General features: G+C 47.9%; 20 protein-coding genes. 13 read left to right on the forward strand and 7 right to left on the reverse strand.

The window, feature by feature from the left end; all coding sequences use genetic code 11:
* Window positions 1-81: 81 nt before the first annotated feature.
* The gene (locus P3L44_RS21270; RefSeq protein WP_042847299.1) at window positions 82-603 is read right to left on the reverse strand and encodes a hypothetical protein; all 522 of its coding nucleotides are present in this window, start codon (window positions 601-603) and stop codon (window positions 82-84) included.
* A 727-nt stretch (window positions 604-1330) separates the two neighbouring features.
* Between P3L44_RS21270 and P3L44_RS21275 the strand changes: the two genes are divergently transcribed.
* The 3 genes from P3L44_RS21275 (at window position 1331) to P3L44_RS21285 (ending at window position 4105) form a co-directional block, all read left to right on the forward strand.
* Window positions 1331-2224 carry a hypothetical protein gene (locus P3L44_RS21275; protein WP_237072356.1) on the forward strand — a complete coding sequence of 298 codons (894 nt, stop codon included), beginning with the start codon at window positions 1331-1333 and terminating at the stop codon, window positions 2222-2224.
* Window positions 2225-2227: 3 nt separating this feature from the next.
* A complete protein-coding gene (locus P3L44_RS21280) occupies window positions 2228-2647 on the forward strand; it encodes a hypothetical protein (protein ID WP_226617171.1) in 420 nt (139 codons plus the stop codon).
* Window positions 2648-2803: 156 nt separating this feature from the next.
* Window positions 2804-4105, forward strand: coding sequence for a hypothetical protein (locus P3L44_RS21285; protein ID WP_042847298.1), 1302 nt, complete (start codon window positions 2804-2806; stop codon window positions 4103-4105).
* Between the two features lie 48 nt (window positions 4106-4153).
* Here P3L44_RS21285 and P3L44_RS21290 read toward each other — a convergent pair whose 3' ends face one another.
* The gene (locus tag P3L44_RS21290) at window positions 4154-4459 is read right to left on the reverse strand and encodes a hypothetical protein (protein ID WP_042847295.1); all 306 of its coding nucleotides are present in this window, start codon (window positions 4457-4459) and stop codon (window positions 4154-4156) included.
* Window positions 4460-4651: 192 nt separating this feature from the next.
* On the opposite strand from P3L44_RS21290, the gene P3L44_RS21295 reads away from it, so the two are divergent.
* Window positions 4652-4843, forward strand: a complete 192-nt coding sequence (locus P3L44_RS21295; RefSeq protein WP_042847293.1) for a hypothetical protein — start codon at window positions 4652-4654, stop codon at window positions 4841-4843.
* A gap of 48 nt (window positions 4844-4891) precedes the next feature.
* Here the strand turns inward: P3L44_RS21295 and P3L44_RS21300 are convergent, their stop codons facing one another.
* From P3L44_RS21300 to P3L44_RS21310, 3 genes are all read right to left on the reverse strand, one after another.
* Window positions 4892-5875, reverse strand: coding sequence for a hypothetical protein (locus P3L44_RS21300; protein ID WP_042847290.1), 984 nt, complete (start codon window positions 5873-5875; stop codon window positions 4892-4894).
* Between the two features lie 68 nt (window positions 5876-5943).
* On the reverse strand, window positions 5944-7053 hold the full coding sequence (locus P3L44_RS21305) for a toxic anion resistance protein (RefSeq protein WP_042847288.1): 1110 nt from the start codon (window positions 7051-7053) through the stop codon (window positions 5944-5946).
* A gap of 1 nt (window position 7054) precedes the next feature.
* On the reverse strand, window positions 7055-7840 hold the full coding sequence (locus P3L44_RS21310; RefSeq protein ID WP_237072357.1) for a hypothetical protein: 786 nt from the start codon (window positions 7838-7840) through the stop codon (window positions 7055-7057).
* A gap of 186 nt (window positions 7841-8026) precedes the next feature.
* Between P3L44_RS21310 and P3L44_RS21315 the strand changes: the two genes are divergently transcribed.
* The 8 genes from P3L44_RS21315 to P3L44_RS21350 all read left to right on the forward strand — a co-directional run bounded on the left by P3L44_RS21315 (window position 8027) and on the right by P3L44_RS21350 (window position 13899).
* Window positions 8027-8446 (forward strand): hypothetical protein, encoded by a 420-nt coding sequence (locus P3L44_RS21315; RefSeq protein ID WP_042847283.1) that lies wholly within the window; start codon window positions 8027-8029, stop codon window positions 8444-8446.
* Window positions 8443-9180, forward strand: coding sequence for a signal peptidase I (lepB, locus tag P3L44_RS21320; RefSeq protein WP_263057238.1), 738 nt, complete (start codon window positions 8443-8445; stop codon window positions 9178-9180). The genes P3L44_RS21315 and lepB overlap by 4 nt, the downstream gene beginning before the upstream one ends.
* 35 nt (window positions 9181-9215) lie before the next feature.
* Entirely contained in the window at window positions 9216-9812 is a 597-nt protein-coding gene (locus P3L44_RS21325; protein ID WP_162762204.1) for a hypothetical protein, read from the forward strand.
* A gap of 73 nt (window positions 9813-9885) precedes the next feature.
* Window positions 9886-10254 carry a hypothetical protein gene (locus P3L44_RS21330; RefSeq protein ID WP_162762203.1) on the forward strand — a complete coding sequence of 123 codons (369 nt, stop codon included), beginning with the start codon at window positions 9886-9888 and terminating at the stop codon, window positions 10252-10254.
* A 20-nt stretch (window positions 10255-10274) separates the two neighbouring features.
* Window positions 10275-10646: a hypothetical protein gene (locus tag P3L44_RS21335; RefSeq protein WP_042847277.1), complete on the forward strand. Its 372-nt coding sequence runs from the start codon at window positions 10275-10277 to the stop codon at window positions 10644-10646.
* Window positions 10647-10655: 9 nt separating this feature from the next.
* On the forward strand, window positions 10656-11726 hold the full coding sequence (locus tag P3L44_RS21340) for a restriction endonuclease (protein WP_052219386.1): 1071 nt from the start codon (window positions 10656-10658) through the stop codon (window positions 11724-11726).
* A 287-nt stretch (window positions 11727-12013) separates the two neighbouring features.
* Window positions 12014-13156: a hypothetical protein gene (locus P3L44_RS21345; RefSeq protein WP_042847275.1), complete on the forward strand. Its 1143-nt coding sequence runs from the start codon at window positions 12014-12016 to the stop codon at window positions 13154-13156.
* A 50-nt stretch (window positions 13157-13206) separates the two neighbouring features.
* Complete coding sequence (locus tag P3L44_RS21350) at window positions 13207-13899, forward strand: hypothetical protein (RefSeq protein ID WP_052219385.1); 693 nt, start codon at window positions 13207-13209, stop codon at window positions 13897-13899.
* A gap of 59 nt (window positions 13900-13958) precedes the next feature.
* Here the strand turns inward: P3L44_RS21350 and P3L44_RS21355 are convergent, their stop codons facing one another.
* Complete coding sequence (locus P3L44_RS21355) at window positions 13959-14594, reverse strand: phospholipase D family protein (RefSeq protein ID WP_080750914.1); 636 nt, start codon at window positions 14592-14594, stop codon at window positions 13959-13961.
* Between the two features lie 328 nt (window positions 14595-14922).
* Here P3L44_RS21355 and traA point away from each other — a divergent pair, with 328 nt between their 5' ends.
* Window positions 14923-15258, forward strand: a complete 336-nt coding sequence (traA, locus tag P3L44_RS21360) for a TraA family conjugative transfer protein (RefSeq protein WP_042847274.1) — start codon at window positions 14923-14925, stop codon at window positions 15256-15258.
* Between the two features lie 65 nt (window positions 15259-15323).
* On the opposite strand, the gene P3L44_RS21365 is transcribed toward traA, so the two are convergent.
* Complete coding sequence (locus P3L44_RS21365; protein ID WP_042847272.1) at window positions 15324-16241, reverse strand: LysR family transcriptional regulator; 918 nt, start codon at window positions 16239-16241, stop codon at window positions 15324-15326.
* Window positions 16242-16300 lie beyond the last annotated feature (59 nt).

The following is a 16300-nucleotide window of genomic DNA, read 5'->3' on the forward strand; positions in this document are numbered from 1 at the left end:
CAAAATTACACAATGTTGAGTCACTTCAAAAAAAAGAGAGCAAACGCTCTCTTCTTTTCTTATTATCGAGTAGATATCAGATTAGTTAAACCACTCTGGATTCCTGGCTTTATCCATCACAAAAATCTGTTCAGTGCTCTGCATGACATCGTTCGGTGTCAGCATTAACTCATCGTGGCGCACGATAAATGGCCGAAGTCTCACTAGGCCATTTTTCTGGCTATAGATATTCATGACTGCGTGCATGCGTTCGCCGGGTGAAATCAAAGTGAGCCATTGGCGATAAGCGCCAGTGTTTTTGATGTAATTCACTAACGCAAAGCTGAGCGCGCCAGCATGCTTTTGCGATAATGCTTTTTTCCTACTTTTTTTAATGAGCTGAGCTATTGCCTCCACATGAGCCCCAATGGGCACATCAAGGTTTGTGCGCGCTGAATCAAAGTCCCGCTGTCCAATGGTCACCAAATGCACCTGATCATCTCGGTAGTCCCGCAGATAAAAAACATGGGAGGTAAACGGTGTTGAGTGAATGTGGTCTCCCAACTGCCAGCCAAATGCATTTAAGTTCGCGGCGGAAATCTGTTTATCAATTATTGCAGTCATTCTGAGCTCCTTCTGTACGTTAATACAGAAATGGTAAGCCCGCCCAGTCGCCTGACGAAATCACTTAACCGAGATCATGCGTAATAATTCAAGAAACAATGTCTGGCTTTTGAAATGCCCAATTAGCCAAGAAAGGCATTTATCCAAAGAGGATAAACCAATTTTGTCACAAAGGTTGGATGAAACGGCTAGTTTTATCGGCGCTTTTCAGTTGTGCGCACCATCGAGTGATTTGTTAAATTCTGGTTAATTTGTGCCCACATTGCACATAGGTCATTCATGCTGCATAAACGCGACCCACGGTGGTAAAAATGCAAATTATACTGAGCAAATATATACTTGCTGTAAGCAATGGAAAAATCGTGACAATTTTATCACGCATTTTCGCTTCAAATGTTCATTCGTGGTTTATGCATTTTTTGACCAAAAAAAGACTTCCATCTAATTCTGAAGAATGTATGATTTAAATCAATGCAAACGAATGTGAAGCATTGTATGTCTGGGTGGGGATCCAGTGTGGGGGGTGACTTTTAACGAGTCACCCCCTTTTTTACGGCTTAAACCTCACTCATATTCCATTAGTTTTTATGCATAAATATGCAATTACTAACACGCTGTTAATTGTACCGAAAAGGACAGCAAAACAGGGTGCTTTTCCGTTGACCCTTATTTGGCAAAATCTATACCCTACAGGGAAAAGGTAAGGATTTGATTGACTGGAAAAACAATGAGCGAGAGCAACGAAGCAAAAAGTTACAAGCACATACAATTAATGCAGCGCATTACGAAAATGTCCACGGCTGAAGATTGGGAAAGTGCCCGTACTGAATGGTCATTACAGCAAGTTTTTCGGGCGCAGATAGCTGACCAGTGCTTGTGCGGCCATCAGCCAATCATAAAAATCTGCGTTATCAAAAATAAAACGAACAACAAGGCTGCAAGAGTTGGGAACTGCTGCGTCAATAAATTCATGGCTCTGGGTTCGGATGGCATTTTCAATGCAATTGATCGGATATCAAAAGACGGTACGAAAGCAGCCAGTCGAAAATTGCTTGAAATGGCATTGGCTCAATCCGTGATTACCCCCTGGGAATTTGAGTTTTACCTGAGCAACATCGACAAGCGGAAGCTAACGCAGAAACAACTGAAAACGCGTGAGTCTATCAATGCCAAATTAGCAGACATGGGTGAAGAAAGTCGTGCGCTGGTCTACGGTGCAAGTCACATCCAAACCGCATTCAATCAGAATGTCATCAACCAGTGGGAAAAGGACTTCGCATTGCGGACCTTTCCTATGAAAAAATTAACGGTCAAACAGCACGCGATACGAGCTAACATCCAAACCAAAATGATGCAGGCCGGGATTTCCAAAGCGCTACCGGAAACCACCGCAGAAGCGCAGGCCCTCGCAAAGGTTAGTGCCACCCCCTTCTGTGTCATTTCAGATCCTGAACAACTGGTAGTCAAATTGGCCGAGGCACGGGAAAAGGGCTATATCTCCGCCTGGGAAAAAGACATTTTTGAACGCAAGCATAACACTAAGGGATTCAGCACAATCGCTGAGCGTGCGGCAATCCTGCGTGTCAGAGCGGCTATACAGCGTCTGTTGAATGAGGGCTAATCCGTGAGCCCACATCACCTAACCATTCCACCAGCCCGACCTTCATTAACCGAGATTGCCCAGAAGGCAAGAATTATACTCGACGGGTTACTAGCACACTGCAATGTTTCCTCAACCAAGGGAACCTGTCTATATGCCAGTTTGATGCTGGCCGCAATGTTAACCCGAGGCGGCTATCCGACACGGATCCGTGGAGGTGATGGGTACGCTGACGGAGGGTTATACACATCATCATCTCAGCACGGCCATTATTGGTGTGAAGCAACTGCGGATAATGCTGACTTTATTGTTGACCTGACTGCGGATCAGTTTGGATTTGAGGTCGTGGTTATAAAGCGAGCAAATGCAACTGATTGGCCGAGATACATCCCCGGCTGCCAGGCAACCGTTGACCTGCACGTTAGCTTAAATCTAGAGGGCTAATCCAATGATGCCTTTGAAATTTAAATCAAGCTTTTTGATCGCCATTTTATCCACAAATTCTGTACATAACCCTGTGCAAAATAGGTCACAAAATTTCGATAGTGACTTGCCCTCGGTTAAAATATCAGCACTGTAGTAATCAAATAGGACCTCAACATGACTCAAGAGAACATCGCGTGGTCGATTACTGACGAACTCAAGCTTGTGAAGGGGCTGAAGGATAACTACTCTTTTACAGCCTTATCGTCAGTCATCGGTAAGGATGTGGAAGAAATTCAACGCAAGTGTATCGCGATGGATTTGTACATTGCCACTTGTGAAAACATTGATGACCTCAGCCAGATAACCCTGGTGCCAAATCACCAGGTCGGTATTGCTTGCTTGGGTAAAACTATGTCCGGCATTTATCGCAATCTGACCGAGATGGGATGGGCTCCACAGGTATGGCGTGGAGAGCAATCACTGCGGTCGCCTGAGTGGTGGACATCACGCCCTGCTCTTGCGTTTCGTTATAACGACGATGCTGACGCGCCTGCTCGCCGAACAGTTCACTTGCTCAATAACGGTAAGCCTTGGACTCCAGAGGATGTGGGCATGATGCTGACAGCTCTGTCTCAGCGCCCCAGTAAGGATGCACTAACGCAGGTACTGATGCGCAGCATGTCTAATATTATTCAACAGCTCTCTATCATGGGTTTGGTTCGTGTCGGAACTGCTGAAGACTCAGGGGAGGCCAAGGTCTGGATGTGCGCAACTATCCAGCCACGAGTGCTGTCGAAAATGCGTTATTTTGACGTGCTACCTATGTTGCACAATGGCTGGCTCATTGATGGTTTGCAATTAACAGCCCCAACCTGGTGGTCTGACGCAACCCAGATCACCGACCTGATTCCAGGCTCCTGGCCGCTGAAAGCTTCAGTCACAGAAGCCGATACACCAGTTCGGTGTAATGAGCACATGATGGCCGCTGCAACCTTGTTGAAAGCAGTGAATGCCAAACGACAGGCTATTGATACCGCAGCACCTCAACCCCCTCCTCTGGCTGAAAAAAACGCCACCCCCGCAGCTTCGACACCACCTACATCCACTGAAAAGCGCCAGCCAGCACCTGCTCGTGAAAAAACGCGCAACGGTAAATTATGGTTCGCTGGCAACTATAAATTCCTATTCACTTTACTTGGGGAGCATCATTCGCCAGACGTGATAGCCAAAAAAATGGATCGGACAGCAGGTGCAATCAGCTCACGCATTCAACTCATCGGCCTGACACGTTACATTAAAAGTGAGATTGAAGGTGAGAAAGGAACGGTCTGTATTGTCGATGAAGTTTCCATTGACACGCTACGCAAACAACCTGACTTTGTTAAAGATCAGCTGATAGGTGCTGGCTGGAAAGAGAAAGGAAACTTCCTATACTCACCTGACTGGTGGCTCAAATACCCCCACCAGCTGGGATGATCCAACAAGAAAAGGCAACCACATGGTTGCCTTTTTATTACCGACGTGTCAGTAAAGCTCTCCTGACGTTAGCAACAACACATCACCGACGATCGGCCCTTCCAGGCAAACATGTTCCTCCAGCAAAGTGGTGGCTCGTTGATTCAAACCCAGCTCGCTGTGTTTCGCGTCTTCATTCATGAGAACACGATCATAGACCACACCATTCAACGTGATGCCCTGACTTAGCTGAGAAAACTCAGGGTACCCTTTCAGAACGCTTTGAACGAATACAGGGTCAAGAAGCCCTTGCTCATCAGCCTTGGTGACTGTGGTATCACTCTGGCCGGTTCCTGCTCGGATAATCAATGCCATTAAAACCTCTGCGTTGGTAAGAGCCTTAATTATCTCATGGCACTGTATGGAGCCAGATTTTTTTCCCCCTCGTTTCGCTCTCCTTTTCTGTGTTTTTGTCAGAATGCCCGTGTTTAAATTGGGAACTGCCTACGCTGCCCGAAAGCGTTAAACGCCAGCCGGGTATGGACCCATTTTGACTGGAGAAGAAAAATGCCTAAGCTCGACTTGTTTGATGTGCTGATGATTGGTGGTGGAGTTGCCTTACTGGCTGGTCACTACATTTGGTCAAAATTCTTTAAGAAGCCGGATGATGAGGGAAAGGATTACGCCGAACCTCCGGCTATTATGTCAGCGGCCTCTCAAGCAGAAGAGGAAAACGATCACAACAAGCACTACCATTAATCAAAAGCCCCGGCAAAACCGGGGCTCTTCGTTTCTATGAATTGTGGTTCACGGCTGCGTTCTCAGTTGCTTCAGCAAACGCAGATTTCTATTTGCGAATCCAGACAACGTGATGAGTATCATTGTCATCACAAGTAAAGCACAGTTCAGTATTCGTGATATTCCTGCGATTTCAGCCGACTCCTGATACTTCACTTCAATGCTTGGTTTGGCATCATTAACAATGCTTGGCTCAAGTCGCTGGGCCAATTCATATAATCGATATGCCAACTCGCTATCCACAAAATAATTATCCCTCAAAATGCGAACACTGAGGGCTGCGACTCGGCTCGCTTTATCCAGAAGCTTGTTAGCTTCCTTCTCGTCAGAAGTGTTCTGCGCGGCCACAGCCAGAGCCTGAACCAATGCCACGCTTATGGACATCGCACGACGAGCGTCACCCGCAGCATAGCCTGAACGTATTTCACCTTCAAAAGCGGTAACCGCATTTGTATCATTGCTCCCCTTTTCCATCGCATCCTTCAGGATAAGGCCAACCCCTGGGTATTCTGTCGTGATCGCGCTCAGTAATTCATTAACCTCACCGGCAGGAATAAGTATTTCAGTCCGTACCGAAGTGGCGCTAGGTAACGATTTTGGTTCATCATGCGTCAGGATTATTGTTGAAAAAATGACACCGGCGACAGGCGCAATGATGATGAGGTACGATGCTTCTGACTGCATTATCGCAATCCCTACCACGACAACGGCCAATGCAACTAAAAATGGAATACTATACGAAAGGTATTTTTCAATAACCCCGCCGATTGTGACAAATCCCCCTTCTATCGACGCCCCTGAACCGAGAGACAAATTAACAGGTTTATTGATCGCCATAGCATGGAGTGTATCCAGTTCAAACTGTTGCATCCAACTGAATATCCAGACGAAACCCGCAAGCAGCAACAGGATGCAACCCGTCAAAAACAATCGATTTCGCTTGTGTTGAATACGTTTTTCAGTCGAGACAATATCTGGTTCTGTCTTAACCATTCCCCCCTCCGGACACTAAACGTTAAATGAGATGGCCGAATAACTCGGCCTATGATGTAACTGCTAAATTATTCCGCCAGTTCCAAAAGCAGTTCACGGCGGTGCTTCTGCCAGGCGTCTGTACGTTCAGATAGGCGAGCGTAGTGGCCTTCGCTTTCACGTTGGATCCGTTTAATCTCGCGCGCGGCACCGCCGATGGTGTTTGAAATGTGCTCCAATGTTGACTCATCATACACCGGGCGATGTCCTTCCCGTGCAATTCGGATGGAGCTCTCGCTGACCAAGTCTGCCTGGTGTCTCGCCTGCGCATTAACGACATCGCCCACTGCCTGAACCAGCTTTGAACGGTTGTTACTTTGTGTGGCCTGATCCACCAGCAAGTGAGCGCGTTTGGCAGATGGGAGTGTTACACGCTTGATGGTTTCAAACTGGTCAAGCATGTTGAGGTTATTTCGCTGCATCATTCGGATCATGGTCAAATCCTCAAAGCATTTCTGCTGCGTCATGATGATATCTACTTTGCGTTTTTTCAGTACGGCCAGCTGGTGGTCGATATTACTGACTTCCAAAGCAAGCAAATTGTTTTCTGGGTCGCTCTTCAATGCCTTGCGGCGCTGTTTCAGGGTGGCTTCAATATGCTCTATCGCGAAACCTGCGGCCACAATATTAATGCCCGACTCATGCACTTCGGCCAGCACTTCCTCATACAAAATGTCGAGGTTATTGTTGTGACCAATGAGATCAGTCGAGATGCTGGTGATGTCTTCCGTCAGTAAGCTGACTTGGTTTTTAACGTTGTCAAAACGGTCATTCGCCCGATGAGCGAGTCGAAGTGCGCGCGTCGCGTAGTACCCGAGCACTGGGATTTTCAGTAACAGCTGCTGCACCTTGCCAGGCTGTACAGACGTACTGATATCGCGAGCAAGTTCAACGATTTCATTCAGCCGCTTGCCGTCCTTGCCTTGGTTATAGACATGAACGTTTTCCAACAGCTTATCCAGATAGGCACCATCGGGTGATTTGCTGCGGCCAAAGTTATGTGCGCTCCTTGGATCGCCCAGCACAAGGGTGTTTGCGACGGCAGCGACCTGATCGCGCTGAGCTGGGGTGACGGCAAACTTTTCAGACTCTTTGTTCAAAATAATCTGATCAGCGGTGACAGTGATTGTGTTGGTCATATCAGCTACCCTTTTTAACGTTATCGTTGCGTTTGTTTACCAACGTTCGAAAACGCTGTTCGACTTGCGGATCTATCTCGATATTGGCCGCTCCACTTCGCAGTTGTTTTATTTGGTGATGCCAGATAGGGATTGCACTTTTCACAACCGCATCCAGAAGGTCTACCTCTGTTGCGGCAGAGTGCAGCAACATCCCTACCTGAACCTTATTCATTTCTGAAGAGGCTTTGGTGACTTCCAGATTAAGGATGCGTTGAGCTAAGCGGGTCAGTCCGTACTCCAACTGATCTGATAGCCCCTCCCCACTTTCACGATATTGGGCTATAAATGCCCGGCCTTCTTGGATGTAAGCGTCCAAAGCTTCAATGTCACGCGTATAGATTTGCTCAAGCGCCAACAAGATATGCACGCCTTTTTGCGCCTGCTCCAGTATCAATGGGGCTTGTGCCACCAGCCGATCGACACGACGACAATTCATGGTGAACTCAATCATGCGTGTTTCTTTTGACCCCGTCAGGGCATCCCAGATGCGGGACAGGAATCCCGTCTTGCGCTTGAAGTACACCGCAGGGTCACAAGCCTCAAGGTGCTTTACCAAGAGTGCGCTTGTTTCGCTGATTTTCGTATCTTCAGATCCCGATTTCATGGCTTCTTCCAGCGTCATTTTGTTACCGTTGAAATCAAGGATGTCATCGGAATGGGACAGTAATTTGGGACCAAAGCTAACAACGCCTATCGCGTCATTGACGAACGCGGGTAATTGCCGAGCAATCAGGCTGGTGGACATGCGCACTCCTAAAGAACAATAGAATCTACCTTCAAGCTATCACGACAAATTTGCTGACAAAGAAAATGAGGTCAATTTTTATCAGTAATAAGCCCCCTTTTTTTCGTCTTCGTTTTGTCGATGAAAAAACTCAGTCACCGGTTAGGTGTTCGGTATCCTGTCCGCATCCATAAACAGGAGGAAGCTATGCTCCGATTCGTACCATTGATGATCTTGACTGGCCGCCTACGGCTCAACCGCGTATTCACGTTACTGACTGACGGTGCTGTTTCTGTTGCCTTTTGGTTCTGTTTATCGGGGGAATTAACTTGGATTGTCCCAGTCGGTTTGCTGGCTCTTTTCTTACTGGTTTTTGCGGTGATCGGGTATCGCTGTTATTACCTGCCGGTAAAAACGAATCGGGTAATCCGTGTACGCTTTAGTCGTGATGACCAATTCGTCAACTTGTCCCTCATAATCATGGAAGGAGGCGAAGAAATAGAGTATCCATTGGCCGTAAAAATGGCGCAAGGTAGCGCATATCACTTCTACCTGTTGTCAATTTACATACGCCTGGCTGATTCACTCACTCGTTACGCGCGTTCTTTGAAGGCGGTGCATTCATGAATGGGCTCGGTATTTTATTTGTCGGGCTGGTGGCAGTTTTGGGCCGAGATGTCATCAAACGCCGAAAACCGCAACCCTGGCTTGTGATCGCCCTTGCCTTGTCCGTGACGTTGTTTGTCAGTGATCGGTGGATAGGCTCAATCTACAGCGTCCCTACGGGCTCCATGCAGCCCACCTATAAAGTAGGTGACTATGTTACGGCGGTCAGGCTGGGGGAATTGCTGGACGATGGCCGATTAATGCGCGGCGATGTAGCTGTGTTCAAGGCTCCTTCAGTACCTCGCACGCTTTATACAAAGCGCATTATCGGCATTCCCGGTGATGTGGTTGAATTTGACACAGACAAAACGTATCGAGTCAATGGTAGGGTACTGGGGCAAAAAACCGAAGAAAAAGGTGGTTTCCTTGTGTTCTCGGCCTGTGATGAGCGCACTGGTAAACCGTACAGATTTGTGATCGATACACACGCTGCTTATGTACCAACAAAAGGTCGCTGGGTTATTCCTGAAGGCTATTACTTTATGGCCGGGGACAACCGTGATCACTCATGGGATAGTCGTTACTGGGAAAACCCACCTGGCACACCAAAGCCTTTGCGAGGATTGGTCCCGCATGACCGGATTCATGCCCGTGTCATACACACATTGTTCAATTTTAATCCGTTCAACAATTACGATGCGCTCGACGTACAAATGGCAGTGATCCGCCAAGGTGCAGATGGTGCGCGAAAATGATGATTGAAATCTTCTACCAGACAAAATCACCTGAAATGGTGGCTGAATTCGCTCGTGCCGTAGAAGCCTACAATGAGTGGAGAGCTCAGACTCTGGCTGTCTGTGAACGGCTTGGGTTCATCAACTTTTCAGGACCAGACTTCTGCGTACCTGAATATTTTTTCCGCTCACGTTATGAACACATCCAAAAAGTGACCGGCTTTAAGTTGGCCGGGGATGATTCCCTTTTGGCTGAGACTGATCACATTCCCTATGCCTTGCGTCATGACAACCCTGCTGGTGAGGCTGTCTCTCGTGAGCTAATGCAATTAGCTGTAAATGCTTTGACTGCGCTAGGTGTTGATTGTGCGCTATACGGTGAGCCTGGTGCAATGGGATATCAACGCGCTATCTGCATGATGCTGGGCATTAATCAGCGCGTCACGGCAGGGGCTGTCATTGGTTTTTCCCAAATATGGGCAATATCTGACGAGCAAGGAAACTTCTCTCTCGTTTGCTCCATTCCCGTGAATGCCCGTGAAGATACCATGACCTATGAACTACCGGATATGCCTGAAGGCTGGGAGGATATATCGGCTCAGCAGGTAATCCACTTATTCAATAACCACAATTCCATCGTCATGAAGGAGTAATGCAATGAAATATCTGTCAGTTTTGATGGTTCTAATCCTTGGGGGGTGCGCTAACGTCGGGCCGGGAAAGCCGATGCCTGTGACACCTCTGTCAGCCCCAGCGCAACAGAAAGCGCCGAGCAAAGAGGTGACGACGGATCCAGTGACGGAGCTGGATGCACTACAAGTCTTATTTAACGAAGGGCTCGCTGAGGATGCTCAGTATGAAAGCGCCCGATTTATTGAGGGGAGCAACCAAACCATGATTATCGCGTCTGTCCTAAATGTCCCCTGCCAAATGGTTTTTCGGTTTGTTGAAGCAACGAACGGGGATTTTTGGATCCCCAACCAAATCGCATGCGATAACCAGGATGCTATGGCTGGGTACGTGCCTGCGGCCGAAACTGGAGTGATTTCGTCAGCGGATCTGCCGATGATAAACTCGGCACATTCAAATGACTAAGCTACTTTGTTGAGGTTTATATGGTTTTGCGTGTGGTGAACTACGTTTTAATGTTAATGATAGCTGGTGTTTATGCCCTGGCTGTATATGCCAGTAAGAATGAGGCCGAGCTCTTCCACATTATCGGTGTTGGAAACATGGCTTTGTTCTGTGCCGCTGTATTTTTGCTGGCCCGCAAAGAAATTTACTACATCTGGGCAACGTATGTCTTATCACTAGTGGTTTACTATGCTGTCATTTCACCATACCTACCTCTCATCCCTGAAATTGTCGTTTACGGCACGCCATCCGTAGTGGGGTTGATTGCCGTTTACGACATCGTGATTCTAAATTCCAATGAGCTGTCGGTGAGGGCCAAGGCTCGCCGGGCTTGGCCTAAAAAACGAAAATAGGTGCAGTAAATGTCGAAAGGAAAGAAACGTCAGGTTACACCCGAAAAGGCAATGCGGATCCGCTTCTATGGTATGTCGGGCCTGATTATAGTGCTCAATACGATTTTTGCGGGGAGCTCGAAAATTCAGCTGATTTCCTTTCTGCTGACGTTGTCCATTTTCCTGTTTTTCACGTTCTCTGGGCGGGTTGTTGTCGGAACGTGGTTCAGAAAAGAAAATTGGCGCACTTTAAATGCCCCTCAGACCACATTGCTATTTCGTGTCTATATCGGGCTTCCAATCGCGGCAATCACGGTCCTTCTCTATGCTTATGGGTATCAAGGTGCCATCAGCCAGGCGATTGTCGATGTGTTGTTCCCGCCCGGTGAGAAGGTTGAAGACAAAATGGTCTCTGTCATGAACCTGCTCCATGCCAAACTACCGCTGCTAGTGGGTGCTTTCCTTTTCTATATCGGCTTGTGTTTCTTTGTTGGGACGGTCGTTAAATATCTTCAGTTATCGGCTTCAGGGCGTGCGCTTGGCAAGCTAAAAGGAGTCGTCAATGCACGTCAGGTCTTAGAGCGAATGACGTGGGATCAGTTCGAAAAAGTGGTTTGCAAGTTCTTCGAAACTAAAGGCTATCGCGCCCGTGTTACTCAGGCTGGCGCTGACGGTGGTGTGGATGTTGAGCTTCAGGGTTTCGGCCACCGGGAAATGGTGCAATGCAAACACTGGAAAACAAACCGTGTCGGTGTTGCTATTGTCCGCGAAATTTACGGTGTGGTGCTCGCAGACGGCTTTCACCGTGGATTCATTATTACGTCAGGCCTGTTTACCGATGAAGCATGGAAGTTCGCTCAACGCGAAAATGTGAAAGGAAAGGTTATTTTACTCGACGGTACACAACTGATCGAAATGATTAAAGGGAATGGAGAGTTAGAACAGAATCCCCCTAAGTCCCAAGCAACCACTCAATCCATTGATGCGAAAGAGCCGTTGTGCCCGGTATGCGGCGGAAAGATGGTTCTTCGAAAATCTGGCAAGTCAGCATTCTTTGGTTGCTCCCTATTCCCAGACTGTCGTGGTACCCGCGAACTGTAGTCGTTCACCTTTTCTTTCATGGAGCGCCGTTTAGTCGGCGTTCTTTTTTTATATCCACTCCATCTGAAAAGGGAAGCAAAACGCAGACCTTTTCGCCCTTCTGAATTTCGGCAGCGGAAGCAATGCCGTTATAATCACCAAGCAATCCAACCAGGCAGTGAGGGTAACACTGTTGGTCATGGGCTCCGTTCTGCGGGGTTTGTTAAATAGGCTGAACTGCGACGGGGTAAACATAACGAACGTTGCAGTGATCGGTAATGTGCATGAATGAATTTGAGGGGAAATAGATGACTGAGAAACGCGGCACTGGCGCTGAATACGGTCAGGAAATTTTGCGTGAACGCTCTGCGGAAGCGGACACGCCTGAACCAACGAAGAAAGTATCGAAGAAGACGGTGCTTTCCGTGATCGTAGCGGCCATTATCGCAGGGGGTGCGATGACGGCTGTTATTTTAACGAGCGATAAAACTCCGGCTGAGAAAGTCGAAGCTATGTCGGTTAATATCGGTAACGACGGTGTTGCGCTGACTGATAAAGTCAAAGAGGACATTGAGAACAGCGGCACTCAAGCTCATGAGTCTGAACTGACTAATGCCGAAGCCGTAACAACTGATAGCAAAAACGAGCCGCAAACGCCCGCGTTGGAAATTGCCGAACTGAAGAAGAACAGTTTGCCTGAAACTAAAACTCCGGTTGAAGCCGAAGTGGTTGAGCCTGTTATGCCTACGGCAGAAATCCTTCCGGCTGAAGATGTCGTTAAGGCAGAGCAATCTGCTCCAATTGCGGCCAGCAATGAGCGGGAGTATGACCCGGCCAAGTTTGGGATCGCTGAGGAAAATTCACCTGAAGCCGACGTTTCCCCTTCACTGGGCGGTGACGTAAAAGCGGCCCCAGTGGCTGAAGAGCAAGCGAAGGCTGAACTGCCAGCGCCTGAGCCAGTACCAACTCCTGTACCAACTCAGGCGGCTGAGCCTGCACCAGCAGGCTCACCAGAACCTATCCGACCGGAGCGCGTTGAGCTCCCCGCTACTAATCAGTTCGCTCAACCTATGACGATGACGGGTTCGGATCTGAACTACACAGGTTCGGCGTTGAAAGTTGAGTATAAAGCTCAACAACAGGATACCGTTTATCTCTACAGCACGTTTGCTGCCAAAATCTTCCTGCTACCAACGGATAAGGGTGAGAACATAAGTGCCTACCTGTCAGACGAGAAAGGTTGGCAACTGAAATTGCTGCCTGGCGGTATTCTCCGTGTCCAGCGCAGTGAAAATAAGGCCTCCTGGTCGCAAGCAACGGATCTGTTTATCGTTGCAGGCAAGCGAACCTATTCACTGATTCTCCAAGGTGTTGGTGAGCCGGGCCAGCGGACTGACTCCCTTCGTTACATTTCGGCGGAGCCTGAACAAAAGCCGAAATCAAAAAAGTAAGATCAATGGGACAGGCGTATCCTTGATACGCCTTTTTTATCGGAGTAAATATGATAAGCCCTCTTATTGATGGAATCCGTCTCATTGCGACAAGCTACTGTATCAGCATTCCTCACGCCGAATGGACACCACAACATTCATACCTAGTTTGTCGTGCGCTTCTTCAGCGGGGTGTTTTCGGTGGTAAGGCAATGTTGGGAACTCGGCTAACGCGACATAAAGAGGCGGTTAACGATGGTGATCACGGCGTTTTTTCAATATCTCATACGCAGTATGGCTGGTTAGTCCTGGAGGATGGCACCATTCTTGACCCGGTTGGTTGCCTGCAAAATACCGATGACAGTGGTGAGCCACAGTACCGTATTGAGTATGATTCGGCCTGCTATATTGACGGCATCGACCCTATGACCTGCGATCGAAGTGAGTTACCAAAGCACTTCAGTGAAGATGAAATTTATCGAGTTAAGCGCGGCGTAATGCGTGAGATTTGTTCCCGCGCGCTGGGCTATACGTTGCAGGTTGAAGGCTTAACAATGGCAGAGGTGGTGTTTCTTCTGAATCAGCCGCTAAGTGTGTTTGGTGGGCACTCCCGCATGCTCTATGAGCACTTTATGGGGTTGGGTCTGAGTCGTGTGATGCCTATTTCCAAGGTGAATGTCATCAACCCTACCCTGGCGAAAAAGCTATGGGAGGTGTTCTTTGTCGATACTAACGAGAGCGAGCTCACCGCCATTTTGCGTTGAACAAAAAAACCACTCGATATATAGAGTGGTTTTCAGTTCGCTAACTTGACACTTCCAACTTAATAGCTCATCTCCGGCTCGGTCCCGCCTGCCCAACGGCGTTCCCAATGCTCCAGATAAACCTCAGCCACTTCTGGTAAATTATACAACACGATCGCATTTTCACTGTTTCGCTTATTCGCACTATCGCTGTAGTTGAAAGATCCAGTTTCCACCGTTTGCCGGTCAACCACGATGAACTTGTCGTGCATGATGGCATATCGCCCGTTGGTTCGGATTGGGATCTTAGCCAGTCTTACCGTATTCATCGCTGATATAGAGTGCTTGCTCTTATTGCCTTTCTCATCCACCACAATCTTGACATCAATACCACGCTTCTTTGCTGCCACCAGCTCTTTCACGATATCTCTCGATGTAAAGGAATATGCGGCCAGGCGGAGCTCTGACTTTGCCGAGCGGATAGCATTGATGATCGCCTTCTGGGCTGACCCTTCTGGCGAGAAGCCAATTACGATTTGCGTTTGGTGGTTTATCTGCGCGCCTTTCTGTGCGCGTGGAGGGATTTGTTCGCTTTGTTCTTGGCTACTACCCAGACCGTTAAGCAGATCGTCAAATTTAAACGCGAATGCGTTTTGGGCTGATAACGAGAGAGTGAAAGCCAAGGAACTGACCAAAAGCTTTTTCTTGAGATCCATGAGTCACCATTTTAGAAGTTTGTAATTGCACTAACCATTACAACACAGGGAAAACAAGCAACAAAACGTTTAGCCATGCGATTTGTTCACCTTTTTTCTACATGCAGAAAACTCAATAAATCAGATTTTTATCCATTACATCTAACCATTTCCCTTTTTGCATCAAAAAGTCACCTTATTTCTCATGTTTCAAGGTATTTCTGTCAGGCTTTTTTAATGAATCAGGTATTCGGTATCTGTATATTTATCTGCGTTCCCTGCTGAAACCCGTTAAATAGTCAGGTGAACATCCAAAAACTGAAATTTAACTCAAGAAAGGATGTTAACGATGAAAACTATCTCCGCCCGTAACCTGAAATCTGTTCTGGCTGCTTCCGCTGTTCTGGCTCTGGGCGTGACCGCCGTTTACGCGAAAGGTACCGAGCAAACTGGTTTTAGCGAAGTGTGGGCCACAATCACTTCCTACATGCAGGGTTCTCTGGGCCGCGTGCTGGTGGGTCTGATCGTCATCGTCGGCGTTGCTGCTGCGGTTGTTCGCCAGTCCCTGATGACCTTCGCGGTCGCTGTTGGTGCGGCCATCGGCCTGTACTACGCGCCGGATATCATCAACGGCATGATGACTTCCACCAGCGCCGTAACGACCGCCCTGCCAGCTGGCATCTAATTCAGCGGCTACGGCCAGCATCAAGAAAACCCGACTTCGGTCGGGTTTTTGCTTTGTAGCGCAAATTACAGCGAGCTTTGTAGGTCTGCGACAAATGGCTTAATATCACGTTCAAACACTTCAGAAATGACTTCTGATACTGCTTTTACCCTAGCGAGTTCAGCGGCATCTTTATGTACGACTTTCCACACTTCATATTTTTTCTTTCTGGCCTTATCCGGCCATATTCGAATTAACTCAGGATACCGTTGCTCTTGGTAGCATGGCAGTTCCCCTAAAGCCATTCCCGAACGCACAAAGGTTGTGAGTAAGAAGCTTGATGTCAGCCTGGCTACAACCCGCGCATCTCGGCGAGATTCACCTACCATCGTATCAGGTACAGGGCTGCTGAATTTATTGTCGTATAAAGCGATATCATGGTTAGCAAGGTGCTGGCCGAGTTCTGGTGGGCCAAACTTATCAAGGTATGTCTGGGTTGCGTATAGGCCGACATCCCAGCTCCCTAGCCTTTTAGCAATTAGATCTGGTGCCGCAGGTCTTTGGATTCGCACGGCAATTTCAGCTTCACCACGCGACATATCTGCCATCTGTGCGCCAAGTTTCATGGTGACATTAATATTGGGGTAGCGATCTCTCAATATCTTAACTGCTGACATTAGGAATTCGACTGCAAGCCTGTCTGTAGTAGCTATTGATACGTCACCGGAGAATTCACCATTAGATCCTTCACTCAAGCGCAGAAAGGAAACAGAGTTACGCTCCATTTCCTGGGCGATACCTAACACTCTTTCTGCCACTTCAGTAGGAACTAATCCATCTGGCGTGCGGTAAAACAGTTTAGCACCGAGTTGTTTTTCTAAATTTGTTAGCCTTCGACTTACCGTGGTCTGATCCATCGACAAACGAATCGATGCCCCCCTCAAGGAATTGGTTCGAAAAGCAGCAAGGAAAACTTTGACGTCGTCCCATCCCGATAAATACATGCATCCTCCCCATGCAAAATTGCAGCCTAGGATTGTATTTTTGCAATTTACTTTTTTGA

This window comes from Providencia sp. PROV175, from assembly GCF_032707045.1.
Taxonomy (GTDB): Bacteria; Pseudomonadota; Gammaproteobacteria; order Enterobacterales; family Enterobacteriaceae; genus Providencia; species Providencia hangzhouensis.

What these genes read in the sequence shown, in the direction of transcription:
- P3L44_RS21290 (WP_042847295.1), bottom strand. Translation starts at nt 4,459, where the DNA reads ATGGCATTGATTATCCGAGCAGGAACCGGCCAGAGTGATACCACAGTC.
- lepB (WP_263057238.1), top strand. Translation starts at nt 8,443, where the DNA reads ATGAATGGGCTCGGTATTTTATTTGTCGGGCTGGTGGCAGTTTTGGGC.
- P3L44_RS21295 (WP_042847293.1), top strand. Translation starts at nt 4,652, where the DNA reads ATGCCTAAGCTCGACTTGTTTGATGTGCTGATGATTGGTGGTGGAGTT.
- P3L44_RS21270 (WP_042847299.1), bottom strand. Translation starts at nt 603, where the DNA reads ATGACTGCAATAATTGATAAACAGATTTCCGCCGCGAACTTAAATGCA.
- P3L44_RS21345 (WP_042847275.1), top strand. Translation starts at nt 12,014, where the DNA reads ATGACTGAGAAACGCGGCACTGGCGCTGAATACGGTCAGGAAATTTTG.
- P3L44_RS21275 (WP_237072356.1), top strand. Translation starts at nt 1,331, where the DNA reads ATGAGCGAGAGCAACGAAGCAAAAAGTTACAAGCACATACAATTAATG.
- traA (WP_042847274.1), top strand. Translation starts at nt 14,923, where the DNA reads ATGAAAACTATCTCCGCCCGTAACCTGAAATCTGTTCTGGCTGCTTCC.
- P3L44_RS21340 (WP_052219386.1), top strand. Translation starts at nt 10,656, where the DNA reads ATGTCGAAAGGAAAGAAACGTCAGGTTACACCCGAAAAGGCAATGCGG.
- P3L44_RS21300 (WP_042847290.1), bottom strand. Translation starts at nt 5,875, where the DNA reads ATGGTTAAGACAGAACCAGATATTGTCTCGACTGAAAAACGTATTCAA.
- P3L44_RS21350 (WP_052219385.1), top strand. Translation starts at nt 13,207, where the DNA reads ATGATAAGCCCTCTTATTGATGGAATCCGTCTCATTGCGACAAGCTAC.
- P3L44_RS21365 (WP_042847272.1), bottom strand. Translation starts at nt 16,241, where the DNA reads ATGTATTTATCGGGATGGGACGACGTCAAAGTTTTCCTTGCTGCTTTT.
- P3L44_RS21305 (WP_042847288.1), bottom strand. Translation starts at nt 7,053, where the DNA reads ATGACCAACACAATCACTGTCACCGCTGATCAGATTATTTTGAACAAA.
- P3L44_RS21325 (WP_162762204.1), top strand. Translation starts at nt 9,216, where the DNA reads ATGGTGGCTGAATTCGCTCGTGCCGTAGAAGCCTACAATGAGTGGAGA.
- P3L44_RS21330 (WP_162762203.1), top strand. Translation starts at nt 9,886, where the DNA reads ATGCCTGTGACACCTCTGTCAGCCCCAGCGCAACAGAAAGCGCCGAGC.
- P3L44_RS21335 (WP_042847277.1), top strand. Translation starts at nt 10,275, where the DNA reads ATGGTTTTGCGTGTGGTGAACTACGTTTTAATGTTAATGATAGCTGGT.
- P3L44_RS21315 (WP_042847283.1), top strand. Translation starts at nt 8,027, where the DNA reads ATGCTCCGATTCGTACCATTGATGATCTTGACTGGCCGCCTACGGCTC.
- P3L44_RS21310 (WP_237072357.1), bottom strand. Translation starts at nt 7,840, where the DNA reads ATGTCCACCAGCCTGATTGCTCGGCAATTACCCGCGTTCGTCAATGAC.
- P3L44_RS21285 (WP_042847298.1), top strand. Translation starts at nt 2,804, where the DNA reads ATGACTCAAGAGAACATCGCGTGGTCGATTACTGACGAACTCAAGCTT.
- P3L44_RS21355 (WP_080750914.1), bottom strand. Translation starts at nt 14,594, where the DNA reads ATGGATCTCAAGAAAAAGCTTTTGGTCAGTTCCTTGGCTTTCACTCTC.